The following is a 24,440-nucleotide window of genomic DNA, read 5'->3' on the forward strand; positions in this document are numbered from 1 at the left end:
TCCCGCATTCCTCAGTCAAACAGTTCACACCGGACTTGGGGGCCCGGCGACACATCGCTACGGGGAAGGGAATCGACGCATGCCTGTCGACCTCGACAACGCACGACCCCTGGCCTGGGATTCGGCCACGCTCGACGCGGACACCAAGGAGATGCTCGACAATCTCCAGCCGAACATTCTGCGCGCTCACGTCCGCGAGCACCTTTCTCTACTTTTCATCCGATTTAATGACATTTCAGATGGGAAGCGCTTTCTGCGGACAATTGCCACCAGGCACATGAAGTCCGCGCGCAAGCACCTCGAAGAGGTCAGGGGCTTCGCCGAGGACAGGAAGCCCGGCACGCCGTACGTGGGGCTCGGCATCAGCAAGGCCGGCTACCGCGACCTCGGTCACAGCGTCGAGGACCTGCGCAGGTTCGGCGACCGCACCTTCCGCGACGGCATGAAGCGCAGGGTAGCCGAGATCAACGACCCCGCCGTGCCCGAATGGGAGGCGACCTACCAGCGCGAGATCCACGCCGTCGTCCTCATCGGCGACGCGAGCCCCGAACCCGTCGCCAAGCTGCGGGGGGAGATCCTCAAGCTGCTGCCGGGCACCGCCCGCGTGCTCGGCGAGGAGACGGGCAAGGGCATGCGCAACCCGGCGGGCGACGGCATCGAGCACTTCGGCTACGTCGACGGCCGCAGCCAGCCGCTGTTCGTCGCCGACGAGGTCGACAAGGAGCCGCGCCGGCACTGGAACCCGGCCTTCCCGCTGGGCAACGTGCTGGTCGCCGACCCCTTCGCGCCCAACGCCGACCGGCACTTCGGCAGCTACTTCGTCTTCCGCAAGCTGGAGCAGAACGTCAGGGCGTTCAAGGAGATCGAGCAGGACCTCGCCGACGCCCTCGGACTGACCGGCGCCGACCGCGACAGGGCGGGCGCGATGCTCGTCGGCCGCTTCAAGGACGGCACGCCCGTCACATCGAAGGCGAGGGCGGGCGGCGGCCCCGTCGCCAACGACTTCACCTTCGACGCCGACCCAGGCGACAAGTGCCCGTTCAGCGGGCACATCCGCAAGACCAACCCCCGCTTCGACGGCATCAGGAACGTGCTCATGGCCCGGCGCGGCCAGACGTACGGCGAGCGCTCCGACCAGCCGTGGGACGACGCCGCGCCGGGCACCAGGCCGAGCGCGGGCGTGGGGCTGCTGTTCATGGCGTTCAACTCGAGCCTGGAGAACCAGTTCGAGTTCACCCAGCGCGACTGGGCGAACAACCCCGACTTCCTCAACCCCGCCACCGGGCACGACCCGGTGATCGGGCAGGGGGTCAGGGACATCAAGGTGAGCTTCCCCAAGGCCTGGGGCAAGCCTGAGATGTCACCCCCGCAGACCCAGATCCAGCAGACCGTGACGATGCTGGGCGGGGAGTACTTCTTCATGCCCTCCCTGGCCTACCTGCGCGCCCTCTGACGATCCGCCGGGAGCACGGCCCGCAGGGAGCACGGACCCTCGTGCCCGCCGTGCTCCCGGCGGTCGGCGCCGCCGAGGGGTCCTGCGCGAGCCGTGCCCGATGCCGTAGCATCCACGGCTTATGAGCATAGGCGCCGATTTCATGGGACTTCTGTTCATCATCCCGATGGTGATCCTCCTGGTCCTGGGCATCGTGTTGACCGCCCGCGCCCGCGCCGAGCACGGAAGAGCCGCGACCTTCGGCATGGTCGGCTGCATCGTGCTGCTGCTGGGCGCGATACTGCAGGGCGCCTGGCAGGTCATCCTGCCCTCGATCGTCCAGTCGGGCGGCTTCGCGATCTTCGGGGTGGTCAACGCCGTCGTCGGGTTCGTGTTCGTGGTGGTCGACCTGGTCGGCACCGGCTTCCTCATCGGAGGCGTGGTCGCCCGCCGCAACCCCCCGCAGGCCCCGCAGTACCCTCAGGCTCCGCAGGGCTGGCAGCAGCCGCCGCCGCCCGGTCAGTGGCCCTCCAGGTAGTCCCGCCACCCGATCCGCCCGCGCGGCTCGGCCCGCGTCGTCAGGTGCCCGGCTCTGAAGGCGCGTCCCAACTCCCCCGGCACCCGCATCCGCAGCACCGGCCTGCGCGCCCCGCGCGCGGCGCGCCACCGCCCGACCAGCTCGGCCATCGTGAGCACCTCGGGGCCACCGAACTCCCCGATCCCCGACGAGGGGCCGAGCGCGATCCGCTCGGCCAGGTGTCCTGCCAGGTCCCGCACGTCGACGGGCTGCGCCCTGATGCCCGCGTCCACCGGCAGCACGGGCAGCCTGGTGAAAATCTCGTCGGCGAACTCGTGGAACTGCGTCGCCCGCACGATCGAGTACGGCACGACGCCGGCCCCGACGATCCGCTCGGCCCTGACCTTGCTTCTGTAGTAGCCCCACGGAACCTTGTCCGCGCCCACGATCGAGACGTAGACCAGGTGTCCCACCCCGGCCTCCGCCGCCGCCGCGATCAGCCGCCGGGTGCCGTCGACCTCGACCTTCTCGGTGTACCTGCCCTTGTACGGCGCGGACGCCAGGTGCAGCACCGCCGCCGCCCCTTCAACCGCCTCCTCGACGCCCGCGCCCGTGACCAGGTCGGCCACGACCCACTCGGCCACCCCTCCGCCCGTCTGCCCGGCCCTGCGGCTCGTGGCCCGCACCTCGTGGCCCGCTTCGGCCAGCCGCCGTACCGTCGCCCTGCCCAGCCTGCCGCTGGCACCCGTCACCAGAATTCGTGTCATGTGCGGAAAGACGGATCGGTATCGCGATCTGTGACAGCTGGCTATATTCGGCGTTAGAGATCGGCGAAGCTCGCGGGGGCACACATGACGTCAGAGGGCGATCCCAACCGCACGGTCCGGATCCGCCGACCGCAGCCCGGCCAGGTCAGCCAGCCGCTGCCGGTCCAGCCCCCGCCGCCGGCCGGACCTCCCGCCCCACCGCACCAGGGACAGCCGACCGGACCGCACAGCCACCCCGCCTTCGAGGGGCCGGGGACGGTGCGCCTGCCGTACACGCCGGACGAGCTGCCGCCCGTCGTCTACGCGCCGCCGCCGAAAGCGCGCCGGCACCGGGTGGTGATCGGAGTGATCGTTTTCCTCGTCTTGCTGGGCGCCCTGGTGTTCGGGGCGTTCAAGCTCTACGAGGCCTCGGCCGGCGCCGCCGCCGCGGCCGCCATGGACGGTCGCTGACGTCTCCTTGCGGGCATGGAGGATCCTCCAAAACCGCCACGTTCCACAGGCCGGAGTTTCGTGAGCGGGGGACACGCGCGGGAAACACGCGGTTGATGTACTGACCGCATCCCCCCGACCCCCGGAGAGCCACATGACACACCCGGTGGACCAGCGGTTGCCCCTCCCCCAAACGGTCGCGCTCGGCCTGCAGCACGTCCTCGCGATGTACGCGGGAGCGGTCGCGGTGCCCCTCATCGTCGGCGGCGCGATGAAGCTTCCGCCCGACGACCTCGCCTACCTCATCAACGCCGACCTTCTCGTCTCCGGCGTCGCCACCCTCATCCAGTGCGTAGGCGTGTGGCGCTTCGGCGTCCGCCTGCCGATCATGCAGGGCTGCACGTTCGCCGCCGTCACCCCGATGGTGCTCATCGGCACCACGGGCGGCGGGCTGCCCGCGATCTACGGAGCGGTGATCGTCTCCGGTCTGCTGGTCGTGGCGCTGGCGCCGTTCTTCAGCCGGCTCCTGCGCTTCTTCCCGCCGCTGGTCACCGGCACGGTCATCACCATCATCGGCATCACGCTGCTGCCGGTGGCCGCCACGTGGGCCGCGGGAGGGGCCGGCTCTCCCTCGTACGGCGAACCGCGCAACATCGCGCTCGCCGCGGCCGTCCTCGCGCTCGTCATCGCCCTCTACAGGTTCGCGCCTCCCGCGCTGGCTCGGATCGCGGTGCTGCTGGGCATCGTGATCGGCACGCTGGCGGCGATCCCGTTCGGCTTCACCGACTTCTCCCACGTCGGCCGGGCCGACGTGATCGGCGTCAGCACGCCGTTCCACTTCGGGCTGCCCACCTTCGAGGTGGCGGCGATCGTATCGATGATCATCGTGATGCTGGTGTCGATGACCGAGACGACGGGCGACTTCATCGCGGTCGCCGAGATCACCGAGTCGGACCTGCCGCCCGGACGGCTGGCCGACGGGCTGCGCGCCGACGGCCTGTCCACGGCACTCGGCGGCGTCTTCAACACCTTCCCCTACACCGCGTTCGCGCAGAACGTCGGCCTGGTCGGCCTGACGGGCGTGAAGAGCCGTTGGGTGGTCGCGGTGTCGGGCGGCATCCTGGTACTGCTGGGCCTGTTCCCCATGCTCGGCGCGGTCGTGGCCGCGGTGCCGCCGGCCGTGCTCGGCGGCGCGGGCATCGCGATGTTCGGCACGGTCGCCGCGACGGGCATCCGCACCCTGTCGAGGGTGAGATTCTCCGGCAACTCCAACCTGCTCATCGTGGCCCTGTCGATCGGGATCGCGCTGGTCCCGCTCGGCGCCGAAGGCATCTACGACAAGTTCCCCCACTGGTTCCAGATCATCATGCACAGCGGCATCAGCGCCGGCTGTGTCGCGGTGATCCTGCTCAACCTGCTGTTCAACCACACGGACAGGAAGGTCGTCGCTCAGAGCTGACGCAGCGTGCGGGCGAGGCCCTCGGGCGAGTCGCTGCGCGCCACCACCGCGGTGAGCGCCTCACGCAGCGTCGCCACCCGGGCCTCGCCCAGTTCGGCGGCCATCCGCCGCTCGTAGTCGACGTGGAAGTCGTGGGCGACCGCCATCAGGGCCCGCGCGGCGTCGGTGAGGTGCAGCATCTTGACCCGCCCGTCGGCGGGGTCGGGCACCCGTTCGACGTATCCGGCGGCCACCATCTCCTCGACGGTCTTGGCCGCGCCCTGCGGGGTGATCTCCAGCTTCGCCGCGAGACCGCTGGTCGTGATGGGCCCTATCGCCAGCACCTTGAACGCGTAGCCGAACGTCGGCCGCAGGTCGGTGAACCCGTGTTCGGCCAGGTGTTCGTGCAGTTCGGCGACGAACTGGTTGTAGGCGAGCCCGAGCAGGACTCCGAAGTCCATTGACATTCCTCTCAAGATAGACAACCATGGTTGAAAACCTTGGTTGTAGATCTGAGGAAAGGATACACCCGTGCCCGTCATCAGCGGAGCCACAGCACCCGTTTTCACCATCGGCACCACCCGTTTCACCGGCCTCGCCTCGCCGAGCAGGGGCGCGACCGAGACCTGCGTCTGGCGCACCATCGTCGCGCCGGGCACCGAGCCCAACCCGCACTCCTTCGACCGCGAGGAGGTCCTGATCGTCGTCGCCGGCGGCGGCGTGGCACACCTGGACGGGACCGAGCACCCCGTCACCGCGGGTGACGGGATCGTGGTACCCGCCGGAGTGAACTTCGCCTTGAGCAACCCGCACGACGAGCCGCTCGAGCTGGTGGTCGCGCTGCCCGTCGGCGCCCTGGCGCGTCTGTCCGACGGCACCACCATCGTTCCCCCCGCGGCAGTGTGATGGGCGTCATCCGCGGGGCCGACGCGCCCACTTTCACCGTGCCGCATGTCACCGCCATCGGCCTCGCCGCTCCCAGCAGGGGCGCGAGCGAGACCTGCGCGTGGCGCTTCACGATGGCGGCGGGTACGCCCGCCGACAACGTCCACATGGTCGACAGGGAGGAGATCTTCGTCGTCCTGTCCGGCGGTCTGACCGCGACGCTCGAGGGGGAACAGCACCTCCTCACCGCCGGCGACGCGCTGATCGTCCCGCCGCACACCCCGTTCGCCGTCGGCAACCCGCACGACGAGCCGGCCGAGCTCGTCGCGGTACTGCCGGTCGGCGGCCAGGCGATCATGCCGGGAATGGAGCCGTTCGTCCCGCCATGGGCGCGGTGAGCCTCGGCACCGACATCACCAGGAATCACGGCATGCGTCCATCCGCGCCCTGGCACGGATGGACGCATGCCGTCCGACGCGGGCGCGCGACCGGGCGCAACCCGACAGCGTGACCCCACTGACCCCGAGAAGGAAGGTTCTTACCGGACTCTGTCAGAGGAAGCTTTCTTACCTTCTGACAAGATCATCGTTACGGTAACGAAAGGTGTCATAAGCACCGAACGCTCCCTGAACAGTGCAAATGTGTCCCGCGAAAAAGCCGACACTCTTGCTGGGGGAGATCCCTTGGTGGTCGAACGAGTTCATGAGGCCTTCGCCGCGCAGGTGCGACGCACTCCTGAGCACATCGCGGTGGTGGCGGGCACCACCCGCCTGACCTACGCCGAACTGAACGAACGAGCCGAACTGATCGCCGCCGTACTGCGCCGCCGGGGGACTGGCCGGGGCGATTCGGTGGGCGTGTGCCTCGACAGGGACGAAGGGCTGTTAGCGGCACTGCTCGGCGTATTGAAGACAGGCGCGGCGTACGTGCCGCTCGACCCGGCCTACCCTGCCGATCGCCTGGAGTTCATCGCCTCCGATGCCCAGATGGCGCAACTGATCACATCGACGCCCGTCGCCCGGCGCCAGGAGGCCGTCCTCCGCGCCTCGGGCGCCACGCCCTTGCTCCTCGACACCCTCGCCGACACCGAGGGCCGGCCCTCGCCCGACGTGACGGACGATCGGGGCAGCGGCTCCGACGCCGCCTACGTGATCTACACCTCCGGTTCCACCGGACGCCCCAAGGGCGTCGTCATCGAGCACCGCAACGCGATGGCCCTGCTCTCTTGGGAGGCCGAGCACTACGCGGGCGAGCTCGACGGCATGCTCTTCGCCACCTCCGTCTGCTTCGACCCCAGCGTCACCCAGATGTTCCTGCCGCTGATCACCGGCGGCACCGTGATCGTCGCCGACACCCTCCTGTCGCTGCCCTCGCTCCCCGCCCGCGACGAGGTGACCGGCGTGTACGGCGCGCCGTCCGCCCTCATCGCCCTGCTCGCCGAGCCGCTCCCCCCGAGCGTCCGGATGGTCATCGCCGGCGGCGAGCCGTTCACCAGAGCGCTGGCCGACCGCGTCTACGCCAACCCGGGCGTGCGCCGCGTCGTCAACGTGTACGGCCCGACCGAGTGCACGGTCACCTGCACCTCCCACGAGGTGCTCCGCGACTCCGGCGACGAGCCGCCCATCGGCACCGCCTACGCAGGATCGAGCCTGTCCGTGCGCGACGGCGACGGCAACCCGCTCGGCGATGGCGAGATCGGCGAGCTGTGGGTGGCGGGGCCGCTGGTCGGCCGCGGCTATCTGAACCGGCCCGACCTGACCGCCGAACGCTTCGTCGTGGACGACCAAGGCGTGCGGCACTACAGGACCGGGGACCTGGTCCGCCGCGAAGGCGAGGTTCACCTCTACGCCGGACGCAACGACGACCAGGTGAAGGTCGCGGGATTCAGGGTCGAGCTCGGCGAGGTCCAGGGCACGCTGGCCAGGCATCCGTCGGTCAACCACGCCGTCGTCCTCACCCAGGCCGACGGCAGCGACGTCCGCCGCCTCATCGCCTACGTCGAGACCGGCGGCGCCTCCGCGGACGGATCCCGGCCCCTCACCGAGCCCGGACTCAGGGAGTGGCTGAGGGAGCGCCTGCCCGACTACATGGTCCCCTCCCGCATCGCGATCATGGACCGCATCCCCCTCGGTCCCACCGGCAAGATCGACCGTGCGGCTCTCCCCGCCGTCGACTTCTCCAGCGTCACCGGTGAGTACACCGCTCCCTCGACCGACACCGAACGCCGCCTCGCCGACATCGTCGCCGCCGTCCTCGGCCTCGACCGCGTGGGCGTCCATGACCATTTCACCGACCTCGGAGGCCACTCCCTCGCCGCCGCCCGCGCCTGCGCGATGATCGAGCGCGACCTCGGCGCCAGGGTGGCGCTGACCGCGTTCCTCGGCCGGCCGACGGTCGCCGAGCTGGCTCCTCTCGTCGAGGCAGCCGAACCCGCAGCACCCTCCGCCGCCCTGGTCCGCCATCACGGCGACACCCGCTATCCCCTGACCGCCGCGCAGCACGGCATGTGGCTCCTGCGCGAGGTCAGTCACACCCGCAACGCCACCACGCTCGCCTTCCGGCTGCGCCTGACCGGCCTTACAGACGCCACCCCCGTCAAGGAGGCTCTCGACGGGCTGGTGCGTGACCACGAGGTCCTCCGCAGCGTGATCGTCAGGGGCGAGGACGGCGAGCCCTTCGCCGAGGTCCGCCCGCCTGCTCCTGTGCCGTTCGAGGAGGGCGGCGAGCCCGACATCACCTACGGCTTCGACCTGGCCGCCGAGGTGCCGCTGCTGCGCGCCTCCCTCCTGTGGCAGGACGACACCACCGCCGAACTCGTCGTCGTCACCGATCACATCGCCTACGACGGCTGGTCGAACGTCACGCTCATGGCGGCCCTCACCGGGACGGCCGGTGAGCCGCCGCTCCAGGTGGGCGACGTCGCCCTCATGGAGCAGAAGGTCGATCCGGGGCCGCTGCGCGCGTTCTGGGCAGAGGAGCTGGCGGGGGCGGCTCCGCCGTACGAGCTGGCCGGTCGTGCCGACGGCGGGCCCAGCAGGTTCCGCGGCGCGCGACTGACCCGCCCCGTCCCCGCGACGACCGTGGCGAGCGTGCACGAGCTGGCCGCCGCGACGGGCACCACGCCTTTCGCGGTGTACTTCACCGCGCTCGGCCTACTCGTCGCCGCCCAGACCGATCGCCCCGACGTGCTGCTCGGGGCGGCCGTCGCCGACCGCGCCCACCCTGACCTGGAGTCGCTGGTCGGCCCCCTCGTGGACGTGCTGCCCGTGCGCGTCAGATTCGACCCCGACCTCCCCGTACGGCAAGCCGTCGCGCGCACCGCGGCCGCGACCGCCGGCTCGCTCGACAACCTGGGCCTGTCCCCGCAGGAACGCCTGGCCGTCTCCGGCATCGAGCGCCCGCGCGGCGCCATGCTCACCCCCGTCGTCCTGTCCCTCCAGCCGCCGAACGTGCCCGTGACCGCCACCGGCGACGGCCTGACCGTCGAGCTGCTCGGCGAGCTGAGCGGCGGCGGGGCACAGGCACCGTACACCGTGTTCGTCAACACGACGGTGGACGGCGTGGAGATGCAGCTGGAGTACGACCTCGACCTGTTCGACCGGTCGGAGGCCGAGGCGTTCGCGGACCGGCTGATGCGGCTGCTCGACGCCGCTCTGGCCGGGCCCGACCTGCCGGTGTCGGCGTTCGAACTGGTCAGCGCGGAGGAACGGGCCATGCTGCAGGACTGGGGCGTGGGCGCGCCGCTGCCCGACGGCGGCCCGCCGACGGTGGCGCACGCCGTGCTCGACGTGGCCGCCGGTCGCCCCGGGGCACCCGCGGTGGTCGACGACGAGGGCACGCTCACCTACGGCGAGCTGGCCGCGCTGTCCGGCCGGATCGCCTCCGCGCTCGGCGCGGCAGCGGCGGGCGCGACGGTGGGCGTGTGCCTGCCCCGCGACCGTTTCCTGCCCGCCGCGCTGCTCGGCGTGGCCCGCGCGGGCGCGGCCTACGTGCCGGTCGAGCCCGACCAACCGGTCGAACGGCTGCGCTACCAGCTGGCCGACGCGGGCGTCACGACCATCGTCTCGGCGGGGGACGCTCTCGCCATGGCCCGTGAGCTGGCGGCCGACGCGACCGTGCTCGACCTGGCCGAGCTGCCGGACGGCACGGACCACGCGGGGTTGCCTGACCCCGGCGACCTGGCCTACGTCCTCTACACGTCGGGCTCGACGGGCAGGCCCAAGGGCGTCGAGGTCACGCACGCGAATCTGGCCGCGTTCGTCCAGGCCATGCGCGTCACCCCCGGCGTCAGGCCCGACGACGTGATGCTCGGCCTGACCCCGTTCTCCTTCGATGTGTTCGGCTTCGACCTGTGGGTCAGCCTCGCCTGCGGCCTGCGGCTGGAGCTGCTCGGCAGGGACGACGCCGTCGACGGCCACGCGATCGCCCGCAGGATCGAGAAGTCGGGCGTCACGCTGTTCACCGCCACGCCCACCACGTTGCGCATGCTGGTCGCGGCGGGGTGGAAGGGCGGCCCGCGGGTCCGCGCCGTCAGCATCGGCGAGGTCCTCGACCCGGTGCTGGCCGGCGACCTGCTGGCCAGGGTCGGCGAGATGTGGAACTCCTACGGCCCGACCGAGACCACCATCTACTCCACGATGACGCTGCTGCAGGAGCCGGTCGGCGACAGCGTCTCCATCGGCGGCCCGCTGCCCGGCGAGTACGTCCAGGTCCTCGACCAGGCGGGCAGGCTCGTGCCGCCGGGCGTCCAGGGTGAGCTGTGGATCGGCGGCGCGGGCGTGGCGCGGGGCTACCGCGGTCTGCGCTCCCCCTCGTTCGCCGAGGGCCGCTACCGAACCGGCGACCTGGTGCGGTGGAGGCAGGACGGGGGTCTCGACTTCCTCGGCCGCCGCGACCAGCAGGTGAAGATCCGCGGCCACCGCATCGAACTGGGCGAGATCGAGACCGCCCTGCGCGAGCTCGTGGCCGACGCGGCCGTGGCGGTCCACGGCGAGCAACTGGTCGGCTACCTCGTCGGCGACTCCCACGCGGCGCTCTCGGACGCCGACCTGAGGCAGTCGCTGAAGCGGCGCCTGCCCGACCACATGATCCCCCGTCACTGGATCCGTCTGGACGGCCTGCCCACCACCTCCTCCGGCAAGCTCGACAGGGGAGCGCTCCCACAACCCGACCTCGGCACGGCCAGGGAACCCGCCCCGCCGGCCACGCAGGCTGAGCTGCTGGTCGCCGACGTCTGGCAGGCGGTACTGCGCCTCGACACCGTCAACACCGACGACGACTTCTTCGCCCTCGGCGGCCACTCGGTGGCCGCGACGCTGGTCACCGGCAGGCTCATGGAGGCACTCGCGTTGCAGGTCCCCGTCCGGCTGCTGTTCGAACATCCCACGCTGGGGGGCTTCGCCTCAGCCGTGGAGGCGCTGCTCATCGCGGACCTGGAGGTAGGCCAGTGACCGACCTTCAGAACCGGCTCGCGGAGCGGCTGGCCGCCGCCCGCCGTACGGCGGCGCGGGCCGAGCCCGGCATCCCCGCCAGGACCGGCGAGGGACCGGCGCCGCTGTCCCCCGCTCAGTCCCGGCTGTGGTTCCTGTCCCAGCTGGACGAGCGCACCGCCTACAACATCCCCACCGCGGTTCGGCTGAGCGGCCCGCTCGACACAGCGGCCTTGCTCGACGCGGTCAGGGACCTGGTCGAGCGGCACGAGGTGCTGCGCACCCTGGTTGGCCAGGACGGCGCCACGGTCGTCGCCGCCGACCAGGTGCCCGTCGGGATCGCCGACGAGTCCGCCGACCTGGAGGCGGAGGCCTATCGTCCGTTCAGGCTTGAGGCGGAACCGCCGACCAGAGCCACGCTGTTCCGCACCGGCGTGGACGAGCACGTCCTGCTGCTGACCGTCCACCACGTCGCCTTCGACGCCTGGTCGCGCGACCTGGCGATCACCGAGCTGGCCGCCCTCTACACCGCGCGGCTCGGCCTCGCCGAGCCTCCTGAGCCGCCGAGGGTCCGGTACGCCGACTACGCCCAGTGGCTGGCCGGGCGGCCCCAGCCCGACGCGACCTGGTGGGCGGACCGCCTCGCGGGTCTCGAACCGGTGCTGGACCTGCCCACAGACCGGCCACGGCCATCGGTCGCCGACTGGGCGGCGGGCGAGGTCCCGGTCCGCGTCGACGCGGCCGCGATCAGGAGGGCCGCGGGCGAGACGGGGTGCACGCCGTTCATGGTGCTGCTGGCCGCGTGGCAGGAGCTGCTCGGCCGCGTCTCGGCCACCGACGACGTGCCCGTCGGCGTGCTGGAGGCGGGCAGGCTGCATCCCGACACCGAGCGTATGCTGGGCTGCTTCGTCAACACGCTGGTCATGCGCGTCGACAGGTCGGGCGACCCGACGGGGCGCGAGCTGCTCTCCCGCACCCGCGACGTCGCGATCGAGGCGTTCGCGCACCGCGAGACGCCGTTCGAGCGGGTGGTCGAGCTGGTCAACCCGGACCGGAACCCGGCAACGACGCCGATCTTCCAGGCCGTGCTCAACGTCCTGGACTCCCCCGCCGCCGCGCCGTGCTTCCCTGGTCTGGACGCCGAGGTGTTCGAGCCGCCGATGCGCACGGCCAAGTACGACCTCAACCTCGCGCTGAACAACGCGGGCGAGTCCTATGTGGGCTCACTGACCTTCCGCCGCGACCTGTTCGACGACGACACCGCGCGCAGGATGGCGAGCTGGTACGTCACGCTCCTGGACGGCATGCTCGCCGACCTCGACTCCCCTGCCGCGGCCGTACCGCTCGAACCGATGTCGGGCCCGCTGATCAGCGGGCCGAAGCGGGACTTCGACCTGTCGCGACCCCTCCATGCGCTGTTCGAGGACTGGGCGGCCAGAACGCCCGACGCGATCGCCGTGGGCGAGCTGACCTACGCCGAGGTGGACAGGCAGGCCAACAGGATCGCCCAGCGGCTGGTCGCCGAGGGCGTCGGCCGCGAGGACGTGGTGGGCCTGCTCCTCGAGCGGCGCGCCCCGCTCGTCCCCGCCATCCTCGGCGTTCTGAAGGCGGGGGCGGCCTACCTGCCGCTCGAACCGGCCTACCCCGATGACCGGCTGGCCTACATGGTCTCCAGCGGCGAGGCCCGCCTGGTGCTCGCCGAGCGGGACCTGGCCCCCAGGATCGCGGGGGCGCTGGCGCTGGAGGACGTCCTCGCGCAGGACCTGCCGGACACCCCACCCGACGTGGCGGTCTCCCCCTCCGATCTGGCCTACGTGCTGTTCACCTCGGGCTCCACCGGACGGCCCAAGGGCGCGGCCGTCGAGCACAGGGCCGTCGTCCACTACCTGCTCGCCGTGGCCGAACGCCTGACCGGCGACTACGCCTCCTACGGCGTCGTCTCCACGTTCGCCTCCGACCTGGTCCTGACCTGCCTGCTGGGCGGGATCATCAGCGGCGCGACCGTTCACCTGGTCGACCAGGACACCGCCACCGATCCCGAGGCCTACGGCGCCTACCTGCGGTCCCACCCGATCGATGTCATCAAGATGGTTCCGAGCCACCTGGAGCTCCTGGCTGCGCACGGCGACCTGGCGAGCGTGCTTCCCGAAAAGCTGCTCATCCTCGCGGGCGAAGCGACCTCGTGGGAGCTGGCCGAGCGCGTCAGGACCGCCAGACCGGGCCTGGAGCTGCAGATCCACTGCGGCCCCACGGAGACGACGGTCTCCGTGCTCGCGTGTGTGGCGCCGCCCGAGCCGACGGGCTCGGCCGCGGTCCCCCTGGGCACCCCGCTGGCCGACGTCACCTGCTACGTGGTCGACGCGGCCGGCCGCCCGCTGCCCGCGGGCGTGCCAGGTGACCTGTGGATCGGCGGCCCCAGTCTGGCCCGCTGCTATCTGGGCCGGCCCGACCTGACGGAGGACAGGTTCGTCCAGCACGCGGGCGAGCGCGTCTACCGGACCGGCGACAGGGTCAGGCTCAACGCCGGCGGCCAGGTCGAGTTCCTCGGCCGCGTCGACGACCAGGTCAAGATCCGCGGCTTCCGGGTCGAGCTGGGCGAGGTCAAGGCGGCGCTCCAGGACCAGCCGGGCGTCGCGGAGGCCGCCGTCCTGCCGATCGGCGAGGCGCACAACCGGCGGCTGGCCGCCTGGGTGGCTCCCGCCACCGTCGACCTGGCGGCGATCCGGGCGGGCCTGCGCGAGCGGCTGCCCGAGTACATGGTGCCGCCCGCCATCGTCGTCCTCGACAGCCTTCCCCTCACCCCGCTCGGCAAGGTCAACAGGGCCGCGCTGCCCATTCCGGAGGTGGCCGCGGCGGGTGAGAGGATCGCTCCCGGCACCCCCGCCGAGCTGAGAGTGGCCGCGGCGTGGGCGAAGGTCCTCGACACCGACGACCTCGGCGTCGACGACGACTTCTTCGCCCTCGGCGGCGACTCCTTCAAGGCGGTCCGCGCGGTCAGGGAGATCGACCCCGCCCTGCGCGTCATCGACTTGTTCACCAGGCCGACCATCAGGGAGCTCGCCGCCTACCTGTCCGCCGACGCGGGCGAGGCGGGGATCCTTCACCGGCTGGCCGGGCCCGCCACGGCCCGCCGTACCGTGCTGTGCGTGCCCTACGGAGGCGGCTCGGCCGCCGCCTACGGGCCGCTGGCCACCGCGCTGGCCGAACTGGACGCCGATACCGCGGTCCTGGCGGTCGAGCTGCCCGGCCACGACCCCGGCAGACCCGACGAGCCCATGCTGTCGCTGCCCGAGCTGGTCACCACCATCCTCGCCGAGCTGCCGCCCAGCGACCAGGTCGTGCTCTACGGCCACTGCGTGGGCTCGGCGCCCGCCACCGAGGTCGCGTTACGGCTGGAGCAGGCGGGCGTGCCCGTGGCCGGGCTGTTCGTCGGCGGCAGCTTCCCCGACGCCCAGCTGCCCGGCAGGCTCTCGGCGTGGTGGAACCGGCGCTTCCCCGCCTCGCGGTGGAGCTCCGACCGTTCGCAACGCGACTTCCTGCGCACGCTCGGACTGGAGGAGGACGCCGGAGACGTCTCCCTCATGATCCGCGCCCTGCGCCACGACGTGGAGGAGGCCACCACCTGGTTCACCGAGCAACTGGCCGTCCCTCGCAGGCTCGACGCGCCCGTGATGTGCGTGATCGGCGAGCGCGACCGGGCGACCGAGCTCTACCAGGAGCGCTACAAGGAGTGGGGCGCCTTCGCCGACAGGGTCTCGCTCGCGGTGATCCCCAAGGCAGGCCACTACTTCCTCAAGCACCAGGCCGCCCAGGTCGCCGCGCTCATCGACGGCAGCCTGTCGGCGTGGTCGTCCGGCGACCTGCCCGAACCGGTCGGTGAGGTCGGTGTCACCGGCGACAGCGCCCGCCGCGACCTGCGCCGCTTCTACACCGTCGCCGCGGGACAAACCGCCTCGCTCCTGGGCAGCGCGCTCACCTCGTTCGCGCTGGGCGTGTGGGCCTACCAGAGCAGCGGACGCGTGGCGGACTACGCGCTGGTGACCATGCTCGCGGTCCTGCCCGCCCTGCTCGCCTCACCGCTGGGCGGCGCCATGGCCGACCGGGTCGACCGCAGGCTGGTCATGCTCGCCTGCGACGCCGTCTCCGCTCTGGCCACCGCCGCGCTGGTCCTGCTGCTGTGGTCGGGCGACCTCCGGATCTGGCAGGTCGGGGTCATCTCGGGGACGCTGTCACTGGTCACCGCCTTCCACCGGCCCGCCTACCTGGCGGCGGTCGCCCAGCTGGTGCCCAAGCCGTACCTGATGCAGGCCAACGCCGTCGCCAACCTCGGCACGGGGCTCGGCATGCTGCTTGCGCCCATGGCGGGTGCGGCGCTGGTGACGCTGTTCGGCCTGCACGGCGTGGTGGCCATCGACATCGTCACCTTCCTGATCGGCCTGGCCACGCTGCTGGCCGTCCGCTTCCCCGACCGGCTGTTCCACCGGCTCGAGGAAACCTTCACGCAGGCGATCGTGGGCGGCTGGCGCTTCCTCGTACGGCGTCGCCCGCTCATGATCATGATCGGGTTCTTCGTCGTCGAGAACTACCTCGGCATGCTCGCCCTGGCCGTGACCGTACCCACGCTGCTGTCGTTCGGCGACGTCGCCGCCGTCGGGACGGTCACCGCCGCGCAAGGTCTCGGCGCCGTCCTCGGCAGCCTGGTCATGGTGTTCTGGGGCGGCACCTCCCGCCGGGCGATCGGCATGGTGGGCTTCGTCAGCGGCTTCGGCCTCGGCGTGCTGCTGATCGGCCTGCGGCCCTCGGTCGTGCTGGCCGCCGTCGGCGGCCTGGTGTCGTGGCTGTTCCTGAGCGTCCTCAACGCGCACTGGCTGTCGCTCATCCAGATGAAGGTGGGACTGGAGCTGCAGGGACGCGTGCTCGCCACGAACCAGATGCTGGCGGTGTCGATGACGCCGCTGGCGTTCCTCACGGCGCCGCCGCTCACAGCGTTCTTCTCGCCGCTGCTGGAACCCGGAGGAGCACTCGCCGACACCGTCGTCGGCACGATCGTGGGCGTGGGGTCAGGCCGGGGCATCGGGCTCCTGCTGGCGGTGACCGGCGCACTGCTGGTGGTGTGGGGGGCGCTCGGGCTGTGGTACCGCCCGCTGCGCCGGATGGAGGACGACCTTCCCGACGCGGTGGCGGGCGCCGAGATCGCCGGCTCGCTCGACGCTGTCCAGGCCGAGGCCGACCGCTCGCTGCGCGTGACCGGCTGACCTGTCAGACGGCCCCGGCCCACGCCCGTCGGCGGGCAGGGGCCGTCGCCCAGGTGAGGAGCGGCTTCCTCCCGGGAGCCCGGTGGTGACTTCAGGCGAGCGGCGACGACGCTCGCACCGGCGCATGTACGATGATCAACCGTCGCGCTGGCAGGGCGGGAGTGGCCATGACATCGACGCGGGCCGGTCATGTGGTCGGCGGCCGCTACAGGCTGGTCGCCGAGCTGGGGTCCGGCGGTTTCGGGCGGGTCTGGAAGGACAGGGACGAGACCCTGGACGTCGACGTGGCGATCAAGGAACTGCGCCTGCCGCCGGGGATGACGCAGGCCGAGCAGGCCGAGCGGCTGGAGCGCGCCATCCGTGAGGCCCGCAACGCCGCCCGGTTGCGCACGTACGAGAACATCGTCGCGATCCACGACGTCGTCGTCGAGGACGGCCTGCCATGGATCGTCATGGAGCTGATCGACGGCTGCTCGCTGAACGAGCACCTCAAGGCGCACGGACCGCTGCCGGAGGACAGGGCCGCGCACGTCGCCGTGGCGCTGCTGGCGGCGATCGGCGTGGCACACCAGGAAGGTGTCGTGCACCGCGACATCAAGCCGGCCAACGTCATGCTCGCAGGGAACGGGAAGGTGCTGCTCACCGATTTCGGCACCGCGGTCCACAGCACCGACACCGCCCTGACCGCCACCGGGATGTTCGTCGGCTCCCCTGAGTACATGGCGCCCGAACGGTTGCGCGGCGCCGACGGACTCCCCGCCGGCGACCTGTTCTCCCTCGGCGCGACCCTCTACCAGGCCGTCGAGGGCGTCTCGCCGTTCCAGCGCGACACCCAGACCGCGACGCTGACCGCGGTCCTGCTGGAGGAGCCCCCGGTGCCGCAACGCGCAGGGCGGCTCACCCAGCTCGTCACCCGGCTGCTGGACAAGGACCCGGACAAGAGGCCGACGGTCGCCGAGGCTCTGACCATGACCGGAGAGCAGCCGGCGACTCATGTCCACCCGCAGCGCGGCACCAGGATCCTCACAGCACAGGAAAGCCCGGCGAGATGGCAGTCGAAGGCGCCTTGGTCGCTCGATTCGTACCGCCGAGCGCCGGCCAGACCGTCACCGCCGTCGTCGGCGTCACCGGATTCCTCTTCGGCGGCGGTGCCTTCGCCTCCGCTCTTGACGGCGCCGCCGAGATCTTCCTGAGCACGATGCTGAGCCACGACCATGAGTCCGCCGCGACGGTCTCACTGATCGTCATCACCGTCATCGTCCTCATCGCCATGGGCTGGGCCTGGGAGTCCAGGACGTCACGAAGCCCGAAACCCGGCTCGACCGGAGCCGGGCGATGAACTCGTGTTCCGGCTGCCCACGGTGACCGACTCGTCGGCGTGCTCGTCACCCGACCAGCGAAAAGGCCCGACTCCGATGCCGGGGGCGGTCGCCTAGCCGCGCGACGAGCTCTCCAGAGCCTCGTGGAGCCTCGTCGCCGCCTTCTCGGCGGCGGGTCTGGTGAGATCGGGATCGAACCGGCCGTAGAAGCCGCTGTGCTCCAGCGCGATCATGGCGTTGCCGACCCTGATGATCACGATCCGCGTCGCTCGCATACCAGAGGATCTTCGCCCCCTCACACGCAACCGCGTTGGGAGGCTCAGTCACCATCGCGTCAGGCGTCCTCCTGAATCGCGCGCAGCACAACGAACCCGACCGCGGCCGACATGACGACGGAGACAGTCACACCGACGGCGATCAGGATCTGTTGGAACCCTGGTCGGGCATGCGCACCACCGGACGCGTGGCGGGGGTTGGGGGTGCGTCCGTACATGTCGATTTCTCTCGATCATCTCGAGTGGCGCGGCGCGTTCGGCCGGTTCGAATCGCCGGCCAGCCACGCCGGGTAGGCATCGTTGCGCCTGCTCGCCTCGTCGTAGGCGCGCCGGGCCTGCTCGGCGACCTCGGCGGCCACCGCGGGGAAGGGGCCGTCGCGGTGCCAGGCCAGCAGGTGCCGGTACCAGAGCGGGTTGCCGGCGATCGGCCTGATCGCCAGACCGGGCGACTGGCGCGAGGTCGCCTGGCACAGGCTGACTCCCCGCCCCGCGAGCACGAGGTCGAGCAGGACCGTCCCCTCCACCTCGTGCCTGACCCTGATGGCCAGCCCCGCGTCGTGGAAGATCGTCGTCCAGTACTCCCTGATCCGGTCGTCGTCGGGCGGTGGCGCGATCCAGTCTTCGGCGGCCAGTTCCGCGAGGGTGACCTCGGTCCTGGCCGCGAGGGGGTGGCCTACGGCCATCATCGCGAAGACGGGCTCGCTCGCCACCGGCTGCAGGACGACGCCGGGGCCGGCCGCCAGCTCGAAGCCGGGACAGTCGCCCACGACCGCGAGCTCGAGCTGGGCGGCCTCGACCAGTTCGACGAGCCTGGTCGAGGCGCCGCGGGTGACGGTGGTCACCACGGCCTCCGGATGGGTCGCCTCGAGCCACGTCAAGAGCCCGGCCAGCAGCGGAGCGTTCACCGTGCCGATGCGCAACGTCCTGTTCCGGGCGGACGCGCGCAGTCCGAAGACCAGGTCGTCGATGGCGGGCAGGACGGCTCGCGATCTGGCCAGCACGAGTTCGCCGAACGCGGTGGGCCGCACGCCCTGCGCGGCCCGCTCGAACAGCGTGCCGCCGAGCATGGTCTCGATGCGGCGGAGCTGCGCGGTGAGGCCGGGCTGGGACAGGCGCAGCGTCTTGGCTGCCCTCGTCAGACTGCCTGACTCGGCGATGGCGCAGATGATGCGCAGGTGCCGGATCTCCACCTCCATAACCCAATGTTATGGGGAAATAGGAGCTTTCATCCTGGTGAACGGATCGACGACTATCTACCCACCCGGGAGGCCCATAACGATATGTGCCATTTCATATGGCAATGGTACAAAACGGGAGGTAGAGCGACATGTCAGGAAAACGCGGCCTGGTCGCCCTCGTGATCGGTCTCGCCGGTGTCGCGAGCGGCTGCGGTCAGGGTGCCGGTACGGCCGCGGCTCCGCAGGGCACGGCGAGCGCCAAGGGCGGTGTGCTGCACGTGCTGGCAAGCATCGACCTCGAGCACCTGGACCCGGCACGCAACTACGTCACCTCGTCGATGGACGTCGGCAGGCTGATCTACCGCACGCTCACCACCAACGCCGCGGCGCCCGGTCCCGCGGGCGGCGACATCGTCCCCGACCTGGCGACCGATCTCGGCACCCCCGCCGACGGGGCCAGGACCTGGACCTTCACCCTCAAGGAGGGCGTGAAGTTCGAAGACGGGCGGCCGATCACCAGCAAAGACGTCAAGTACGGCGTCGAGCGCACCTTCGCCCCCGAGTTCCCCGAAGGCCCGCCGTACGCGCGGATGTGGTTGCGGGGCGGTGACACGTACAAGGGCCCGCTCAACGGACAGGACCTGAAGTCGATCGAGACGCCCGACGACCGGACGATCGTGTTCCGGCTGAACCGGCCGGTCGCCGATTTCGGCTCGGCCGTCTCGATGCCGTTCTTCGCGCCCGTGCCCAAGGACAAGGAGGCCGGGGTCGCCTACGACAACCGGCCCTTCTCCTCAGGCCCCTACAAGATCGAGAAGTTCGAGCCGAAGAAGCGGATAGAGCTCGTCCGCAACGACCACTGGAACCGTGCCACCGACACCGTGCGCAAGGGACTGCCTGACCGCATCGTCATCGATCTCAACCTCGATCCAGCCGTGATCGATCAGCGGATGATCGCGGGCCAGGGCGAGGACGCCAACGCCGTGCAGTACGAGCCGATCGGCGCCGCCTCCGTCGCCCAGGTGCTCACCGACCCGGCGCTCAAGGAACGCCTGGTCACCGGTGAGTCGATCAACACGAGGTTCCTCTCGCTCAACACCAGCAGGAAACCCCTCGACCAGGTGAAGGTACGGCAGGCGATCGCCTACGCGCTGGACAAGGAGGCGCTGCGGACCGTGCGCGGCGGGCCCATCGCGGGCGACATCGCGACCACCCTCCTGCCACCGGCGATCCCGGGCCACCGTAAGGAGGATCCGTACCCGGCCGACGTGGCCAAGGCCAAGGCACTGCTCGCCGAGGCGGGATTCGCCTCCGGCATCGACCTCACCCTCGACGCCCCCGCCACGCCCGGCGGGAAGGCGCAAGGCGAGGCGATCCAGGCCTCCCTCGGCCGGGCCGGCATCAGGGTGAAGATCAACGAGATCAGCTCGTCGGCGTTCTGGAGCACGGTCGGTACCGCAAGCCAGCAGCATGACCTGGTCATCGACGGCTGGACGCCGGACTGGACAGGAGCCTCGACCTACCTGCCGAACATCCTGGACGGGCGGCTCATCGTCAAGCAGGGCAACCAGAACCGGGCGCACTACGACTCGGTCGAGGTCAACAAGCGCTTCGACGAGATCGCCGCGATGACGGACGCCGACGCCGCCGCGACCGCCTACGGCGAGCTGGCCACACGGATCATGCAGGACGCGCCGATCGTGCCGTTCCTGTGGGACAAGTCGGCCTTCCTCACCGGGGCGAACGTGACCGGCGCCTACGGGCACGTCGCCTACGTCGGGCGGGTCGACCTCGCCACGGTCGGTCTCAAGAGCGCCCGATGACGCTCACCCAGGCGGCCGGCATACCAGCGGGCGAGCCCGACGTCGCCGTCTCACCGGCGCGGCAGCTCGCCCGGCGCGTCCTGGCCGACCGCGCCGCCACCGCCGGTGTCACGGTCATCGCGCTCCTCGTGCTCATGGCCCTCGGTGCCCCTCTGATCACCGCCCTCACCGGCCAGTCGCCCACCGAGTTCCACCCTGAGGCGATCGACCCCGCCCTGGGCGGCCTGCCGAAGGGCCCGTGGGGCGGGATCAGCGCCGAACACCCCCTCGGCGTCGAACCCGCCACGGGCCGCGACGTGCTCGCCCGCGTCGTCTGGGGCGCCCGCCTCTCCCTGCTGATCTCCCTGCTGGCCACCGTACTGTCCACCACGATCGGCACCGTGCTCGGCCTCGTCGCCGGTTTCCTGGGCGGCTGGGCCGACATGGTGATCGGCCGTGTGATGGACCTGCTGATGTCCTTTCCGAGCCTGATCTTCATGATCGCGCTCATGTCCGTCGCCCCCGACGGCGACAGGGAGCTGATGCTGGTCGCCGTGCTCGGCCTGTTCGGCTGGCCGTACATCGGCAGGATCGTCCGCGGTCAGGCCATGGCGCTGGCCGGCAGGGAGTTCGTCGAGGCGGCCAGGGTGCTGGGCGCCACCCGGAGGACGATCCTGTTCAGGGAGGTCCTGCCCAACCTCACCGGGCCGATCATGGTCGTGGCGACGCTGTCGATCCCCGGCTACATCGCCACCGAGGCGGGCCTGTCCTTCCTGGGAGTGGGGGTGCGCCCGCCGACCCCCTCGTGGGGCCAGATGATCGCCTCGGCCGTGCCCTGGTACGCGGCCGACCCCGTCTACTTCCTCGTTCCCGGCCTGTTCCTGCTGGTCACCGTGCTGGCGTTCAATCTGGTCGGCGACGCGTTCGGAGACGTCCGGTGATCGCCTATCTCCTCAAGAGGCTCGGCGCGGCCGCCGCGATCCTGCTGGTCGTCTGCGCGCTCACCTTCGCGATCTTCTACATCGCGCCGGACGACCCCGCTCAGAAGGCGTGCGGCAAGGCCTGCACCCCCGAGCGGATCGAGCAGATCCGGGGCCAGCTCGGCCTCGACGCGCCGGTCCCCGAACAGTTCGCCTCCTATGTGCGGGGCATCTTCGCCGGGCGCACCTACGGCACGGGATCGACCGCGATCGAGTGTCCCTTTCCCTGCCTCGGCTTCAGTTTCCAGACCAATGTGCCCGTGCAGGAACTTCTGGTCGCCAGACTGCCGGTGAGCGCGTCCATCGCGATCGGCGCGGCCGTGCTGTGGCTGCTCGTCGGCGTCGCCGCCGGGGTGCTCGCCGCGCTGCGCAAGGGCTCGTGGTGGGACAGGACGGCGATGGGGGCCGCGCTCGGCGGCATCTCGCTGCCGATCTACCTCACCGCGCTCGTCCTGCAGTACCTCCTCGTCGTGGCATTCGACGTCCTGCCGTATCCGAGGGCCGTCGGCCTGCTGGAGGATCCGGCCGGCTGGTCCGCCTCGATGCTGATGCCGTGGATCGCACTGGCCGCGCTCTACGCGGGCATGTACGCCCGGCTGACGCGCACCGAGCTGATCGGCGCGCTGAACCAGAACTTCGTCCGCACCGCCCGGGCCAAGGGCCTGCCCGAACACGTCGTCGTACGGCGGCACGCGCTACGGCCCGCGCTCACCCCGGTCGTGACCGTCTTCGGCATGGACCTCGGCGCGCTCCTCGGTGGCGCGCTGATCACCGAGTCGGTGTTCGGCCTGCCCGGCGTGGGCAAGCTTGCCGCCGACGCGATCAACAGTTCGGACCAGCCGGTGATCCTCGGCGTGACGCTGTTCGCCGCGGCCTTCATCGTCTTCGCGAACGTGGTCGTGGACCTTCTCTACGCGGTGCTCGACCCGCGGATCAGGCTGGGGGCCTCGTGACACTGCTCGACGTCAAGGACCTCACGGTCTCCTTCGGCGAGACCAGGGCCGTCGACGGACTGTCCTTCAGCCTGGAACGAGGACGCGTGCTCGGACTGGTCGGCGAGTCGGGCTGCGGCAAGTCGGTGACCAGCCTCGCCGTCATGGGCCTGCTCAACGGCGCCACGACCGGCGGCGAGATCTGGTTCGACGGCCAGGAACTGCTCGCCGGCGACCGGCGGGCCGTCCGGAGGCTGCGCGGCGACCGGCTGGCGATGATCTTCCAGGATCCGCTGTCGTCGCTCAACCCCTACTACCCGGTCGGCTTCCAGATCGCCGAGGCCTACCGGGCGCACCGCCGTACCAGCAGGAGACAGGCGCGGGCGATCGTGGTCCGGATGCTGGAACGCGTCGGGATCCCCGAGGCGGAGCGGCGCGCCCGCGACTACCCGCACCAGTTCTCCGGCGGCATGCGGCAGCGCGTGATGATCGCGATGGCGCTGTGCCTGGAGCCGGAGCTGATCATCGCCGACGAGCCGACCACCGCGCTCGACGTGACCGTGCAGGCGCAGATCCTCGCCCTGCTCGACACGCTGCGCGAGGAGTACGGCACCGCGGTCCTGCTGATCACGCACGACCTCGGCGTGGTCGCGGGGACAGCCGACGAGGTCGTCGTCATGTACGGCGGGCGGGCCGTCGAGCGGGGAGAGGTGCACGCGCTGTTCGAGGACCCTCGTGAGCCGTACACCCGCCGCCTGCTGGCCGCCGTCCCCAGGATCGACCGGCCCGTGCCCGACCGTCTGGAGACCCTTTGACCCCCCTGCTGGAAGCCGAAGGCCTGGTCAAGCGCTTTCCCATGCGCCACCCGCTGACCCGCCGCGTCACCGGCCACCTGACCGCGGTCGACGACGTCTCCCTGACCGTACGGCGGGGCGAGACGCTCGGCCTGGTCGGCGAGTCGGGCTGCGGCAAGTCGAGCACGGCCAGGCTGATCACCCGGCTGGCCGAGCCGACCGGGGGCAGGGTCCGCTTCGACGGGCTGGACATCACCACGATGGGCGAGGTCGCCCTGCGCCCTGTCCGCCGCGACCTCCAGATGATCTTCCAGGACCCGTTCTCCTCGCTGAACCCCCGCATGACCGTCGAGGCGATCCTGTCGGCCCCCTTCCGCTACCAGGGCCTCAAGCCGGAGCCAGGCCGGATCGGCGAGCTGCTGCGACGGGTGGGGCTGCGCCCCGAGCACGCCGAACGGCTGCCGCACCAGTTCTCCGGCGGGCAGGCACAGCGCATCGGCATCGCCCGCGCGCTGGCTCTTCGCCCGAAGCTGGTCGTCTGCGACGAGCCGGTGTCCGCGCTCGACGTCTCGGTCCAGGCGCAGATCCTCAACCTGCTGCGCGACCTGCAGGAGGAGTTCGAGCTCAGCTACGTGTTCATCGCCCACGACCTCGGCGCGGTACGCCAGGTGTGCGACAAGATCGCGGTCATGTACCTCGGCACGGTCGTGGAGATCGCCGACCGTGACGAGCTTTTCGCCCGTCCTTCCCACCCGTACACGGCCGCGCTGCTGGCCGCGGTACCCATCCCCGACCCGAGGATCGAGCGGGCCAGGCCCCGCGTCGTGCTCTCCGGCGACCTGCCCAGCCCGGCGAACCCGCCCAGCGGGTGCCCCTTCCGCAGCCGATGTCCGCGAGCGGCCGAGAGATGCGCGCTGGAGCGGCCCGCGCTGGCGGAAGTCGCACCCGGCCATCGGGTCGCCTGCCATTTCCCTCTCGATCCGCCCCGCGACACCACCCGATGATCGG

The 24,440-nt window shown here is 71.1% G+C and carries 18 protein-coding genes and 2 pseudogenes; 16 read left to right on the forward strand and 4 right to left on the reverse strand.

What is annotated here, in order from left to right; genetic code table 11:
- Positions 1-79: 79 nt before the first annotated feature.
- Positions 80-1,453, forward strand: a complete 1,374-nt coding sequence (locus ACFSKW_RS48635; protein WP_379581566.1) for a Dyp-type peroxidase — start codon at positions 80-82, stop codon at positions 1,451-1,453.
- 142 nt (positions 1,454-1,595) lie between these two features.
- On the forward strand, positions 1,596-1,970 hold the full coding sequence (locus tag ACFSKW_RS48640) for a hypothetical protein (protein WP_379581568.1): 375 nt from the start codon (positions 1,596-1,598) through the stop codon (positions 1,968-1,970).
- Here ACFSKW_RS48640 and ACFSKW_RS48645 read toward each other — a convergent pair.
- Positions 1,952-2,716 carry an SDR family oxidoreductase gene (locus ACFSKW_RS48645; RefSeq protein ID WP_379581570.1) on the reverse strand — a complete coding sequence of 255 codons (765 nt, stop codon included), beginning with the start codon at positions 2,714-2,716 and terminating at the stop codon, positions 1,952-1,954. The two genes, ACFSKW_RS48640 and ACFSKW_RS48645, sit on opposite strands and share 19 nt — an antisense overlap.
- 84 nt (positions 2,717-2,800) lie before the next feature.
- On the opposite strand from ACFSKW_RS48645, the gene ACFSKW_RS48650 reads away from it, so the two are divergent.
- Positions 2,801-3,166, forward strand: coding sequence for a hypothetical protein (locus ACFSKW_RS48650; RefSeq protein ID WP_379581572.1), 366 nt, complete (start codon positions 2,801-2,803; stop codon positions 3,164-3,166).
- A gap of 133 nt (positions 3,167-3,299) precedes the next feature.
- On the forward strand, positions 3,300-4,604 hold the full coding sequence (locus ACFSKW_RS48655) for a nucleobase:cation symporter-2 family protein (protein WP_379581574.1): 1,305 nt from the start codon (positions 3,300-3,302) through the stop codon (positions 4,602-4,604).
- On the opposite strand, the gene ACFSKW_RS48660 is transcribed toward ACFSKW_RS48655, so the two are convergent.
- Positions 4,595-5,044 (reverse strand): MarR family winged helix-turn-helix transcriptional regulator, encoded by a 450-nt coding sequence (locus ACFSKW_RS48660; protein ID WP_379581576.1) that lies wholly within the window; start codon positions 5,042-5,044, stop codon positions 4,595-4,597. The two genes, ACFSKW_RS48655 and ACFSKW_RS48660, sit on opposite strands and share 10 nt — an antisense overlap.
- A gap of 70 nt (positions 5,045-5,114) precedes the next feature.
- On the opposite strand from ACFSKW_RS48660, the gene ACFSKW_RS48665 reads away from it, so the two are divergent.
- The 7 genes and pseudogenes from ACFSKW_RS48665 to ACFSKW_RS48685 all read left to right on the forward strand — a co-directional run bounded on the left by ACFSKW_RS48665 (position 5,115) and on the right by ACFSKW_RS48685 (position 17,345).
- The gene (locus ACFSKW_RS48665) at positions 5,115-5,489 is read left to right on the forward strand and encodes a cupin domain-containing protein (protein ID WP_379581578.1); all 375 of its coding nucleotides are present in this window, start codon (positions 5,115-5,117) and stop codon (positions 5,487-5,489) included.
- Positions 5,489-5,866, forward strand: coding sequence for a cupin domain-containing protein (locus ACFSKW_RS48670; RefSeq protein ID WP_379581580.1), 378 nt, complete (start codon positions 5,489-5,491; stop codon positions 5,864-5,866). Before ACFSKW_RS48665 ends, ACFSKW_RS48670 begins: the two co-directional genes overlap by 1 nt.
- Before the next feature lie 66 nt (positions 5,867-5,932).
- A pseudogene (locus ACFSKW_RS55050) lies at positions 5,933-7,360 on the forward strand (amino acid adenylation domain-containing protein); the annotation flags it as partial.
- Positions 7,337-7,600, forward strand: a pseudogene (locus ACFSKW_RS55055) (AMP-binding enzyme); the annotation flags it as partial. The pseudogenes ACFSKW_RS55050 and ACFSKW_RS55055, both read left to right, overlap by 24 nt.
- Positions 7,580-10,918 (forward strand): non-ribosomal peptide synthetase, encoded by a 3,339-nt coding sequence (locus tag ACFSKW_RS48675; protein ID WP_435192478.1) that lies wholly within the window; start codon positions 7,580-7,582, stop codon positions 10,916-10,918. The pseudogene ACFSKW_RS55055 and the gene ACFSKW_RS48675, both read left to right, overlap by 21 nt.
- Positions 10,915-16,152, forward strand: a complete 5,238-nt coding sequence (locus ACFSKW_RS48680; protein WP_379581582.1) for a non-ribosomal peptide synthetase/MFS transporter — start codon at positions 10,915-10,917, stop codon at positions 16,150-16,152. The genes ACFSKW_RS48675 and ACFSKW_RS48680 overlap by 4 nt, the downstream gene beginning before the upstream one ends.
- A 167-nt stretch (positions 16,153-16,319) precedes the next feature.
- Positions 16,320-17,345 carry a serine/threonine-protein kinase gene (locus ACFSKW_RS48685; protein WP_379581584.1) on the forward strand — a complete coding sequence of 342 codons (1,026 nt, stop codon included), beginning with the start codon at positions 16,320-16,322 and terminating at the stop codon, positions 17,343-17,345.
- Between the two features lie 239 nt (positions 17,346-17,584).
- On the opposite strand, the gene ACFSKW_RS48690 is transcribed toward ACFSKW_RS48685, so the two are convergent.
- Together ACFSKW_RS48690 and ACFSKW_RS48695 are read right to left on the reverse strand one after the other, a co-directional pair.
- Complete coding sequence (locus tag ACFSKW_RS48690; protein ID WP_379581586.1) at positions 17,585-17,746, reverse strand: hypothetical protein; 162 nt, start codon at positions 17,744-17,746, stop codon at positions 17,585-17,587.
- 233 nt (positions 17,747-17,979) lie between these two features.
- A complete protein-coding gene (locus ACFSKW_RS48695; RefSeq protein ID WP_379581588.1) occupies positions 17,980-18,942 on the reverse strand; it encodes a LysR family transcriptional regulator in 963 nt (320 codons plus the stop codon).
- A gap of 131 nt (positions 18,943-19,073) precedes the next feature.
- Between ACFSKW_RS48695 and ACFSKW_RS48700 the strand changes: the two genes are divergently transcribed.
- The 5 genes from ACFSKW_RS48700 to ACFSKW_RS48720 are packed head-to-tail and all read left to right on the forward strand — an operon-like array spanning position 19,074 to position 24,436.
- Positions 19,074-20,747, forward strand: a complete 1,674-nt coding sequence (locus tag ACFSKW_RS48700; RefSeq protein WP_379581590.1) for an ABC transporter substrate-binding protein — start codon at positions 19,074-19,076, stop codon at positions 20,745-20,747.
- On the forward strand, positions 20,744-21,667 hold the full coding sequence (locus ACFSKW_RS48705; protein ID WP_379581592.1) for an ABC transporter permease: 924 nt from the start codon (positions 20,744-20,746) through the stop codon (positions 21,665-21,667). The genes ACFSKW_RS48700 and ACFSKW_RS48705 overlap by 4 nt, the downstream gene beginning before the upstream one ends.
- The gene (locus ACFSKW_RS48710) at positions 21,664-22,659 is read left to right on the forward strand and encodes an ABC transporter permease (protein ID WP_379581594.1); all 996 of its coding nucleotides are present in this window, start codon (positions 21,664-21,666) and stop codon (positions 22,657-22,659) included. Before ACFSKW_RS48705 ends, ACFSKW_RS48710 begins: the two co-directional genes overlap by 4 nt.
- Positions 22,656-23,453 carry an ABC transporter ATP-binding protein gene (locus ACFSKW_RS48715; RefSeq protein WP_379581596.1) on the forward strand — a complete coding sequence of 266 codons (798 nt, stop codon included), beginning with the start codon at positions 22,656-22,658 and terminating at the stop codon, positions 23,451-23,453. The genes ACFSKW_RS48710 and ACFSKW_RS48715 overlap by 4 nt, the downstream gene beginning before the upstream one ends.
- A complete protein-coding gene (locus ACFSKW_RS48720) occupies positions 23,450-24,436 on the forward strand; it encodes an ABC transporter ATP-binding protein (protein ID WP_435192477.1) in 987 nt (328 codons plus the stop codon). Before ACFSKW_RS48715 ends, ACFSKW_RS48720 begins: the two co-directional genes overlap by 4 nt.
- Positions 24,437-24,440 lie beyond the last annotated feature (4 nt).

It is taken from the genome of Nonomuraea mangrovi, from assembly GCF_042681425.1.
In the GTDB taxonomy this organism is placed as follows: Bacteria; Actinomycetota; Actinomycetes; order Streptosporangiales; family Streptosporangiaceae; genus Nonomuraea; species Nonomuraea mangrovi.

Bases quoted from the DNA above. Each gene is read 5' to 3' on its own strand.
- ACFSKW_RS48705 (WP_379581592.1), top strand. From the start codon at position 20,744: ATGACGCTCACCCAGGCGGCCGGCATACCAGCGGGCGAGCCCGACGTC.
- ACFSKW_RS48700 (WP_379581590.1), top strand. From the start codon at position 19,074: ATGTCAGGAAAACGCGGCCTGGTCGCCCTCGTGATCGGTCTCGCCGGT.
- ACFSKW_RS48695 (WP_379581588.1), bottom strand. From the start codon at position 18,942: ATGGAGGTGGAGATCCGGCACCTGCGCATCATCTGCGCCATCGCCGAG.
- ACFSKW_RS48655 (WP_379581574.1), top strand. From the start codon at position 3,300: ATGACACACCCGGTGGACCAGCGGTTGCCCCTCCCCCAAACGGTCGCG.
- ACFSKW_RS48650 (WP_379581572.1), top strand. From the start codon at position 2,801: ATGACGTCAGAGGGCGATCCCAACCGCACGGTCCGGATCCGCCGACCG.
- ACFSKW_RS48675 (WP_435192478.1), top strand. From the start codon at position 7,580: ATGGACCGCATCCCCCTCGGTCCCACCGGCAAGATCGACCGTGCGGCT.
- ACFSKW_RS48690 (WP_379581586.1), bottom strand. From the start codon at position 17,746: ATGCGAGCGACGCGGATCGTGATCATCAGGGTCGGCAACGCCATGATC.
- ACFSKW_RS48670 (WP_379581580.1), top strand. From the start codon at position 5,489: ATGGGCGTCATCCGCGGGGCCGACGCGCCCACTTTCACCGTGCCGCAT.
- ACFSKW_RS48685 (WP_379581584.1), top strand. From the start codon at position 16,320: ATGACATCGACGCGGGCCGGTCATGTGGTCGGCGGCCGCTACAGGCTG.
- ACFSKW_RS48635 (WP_379581566.1), top strand. From the start codon at position 80: ATGCCTGTCGACCTCGACAACGCACGACCCCTGGCCTGGGATTCGGCC.
- ACFSKW_RS48640 (WP_379581568.1), top strand. From the start codon at position 1,596: ATGGGACTTCTGTTCATCATCCCGATGGTGATCCTCCTGGTCCTGGGC.
- ACFSKW_RS48645 (WP_379581570.1), bottom strand. From the start codon at position 2,716: ATGACACGAATTCTGGTGACGGGTGCCAGCGGCAGGCTGGGCAGGGCG.
- ACFSKW_RS48660 (WP_379581576.1), bottom strand. From the start codon at position 5,044: ATGGACTTCGGAGTCCTGCTCGGGCTCGCCTACAACCAGTTCGTCGCC.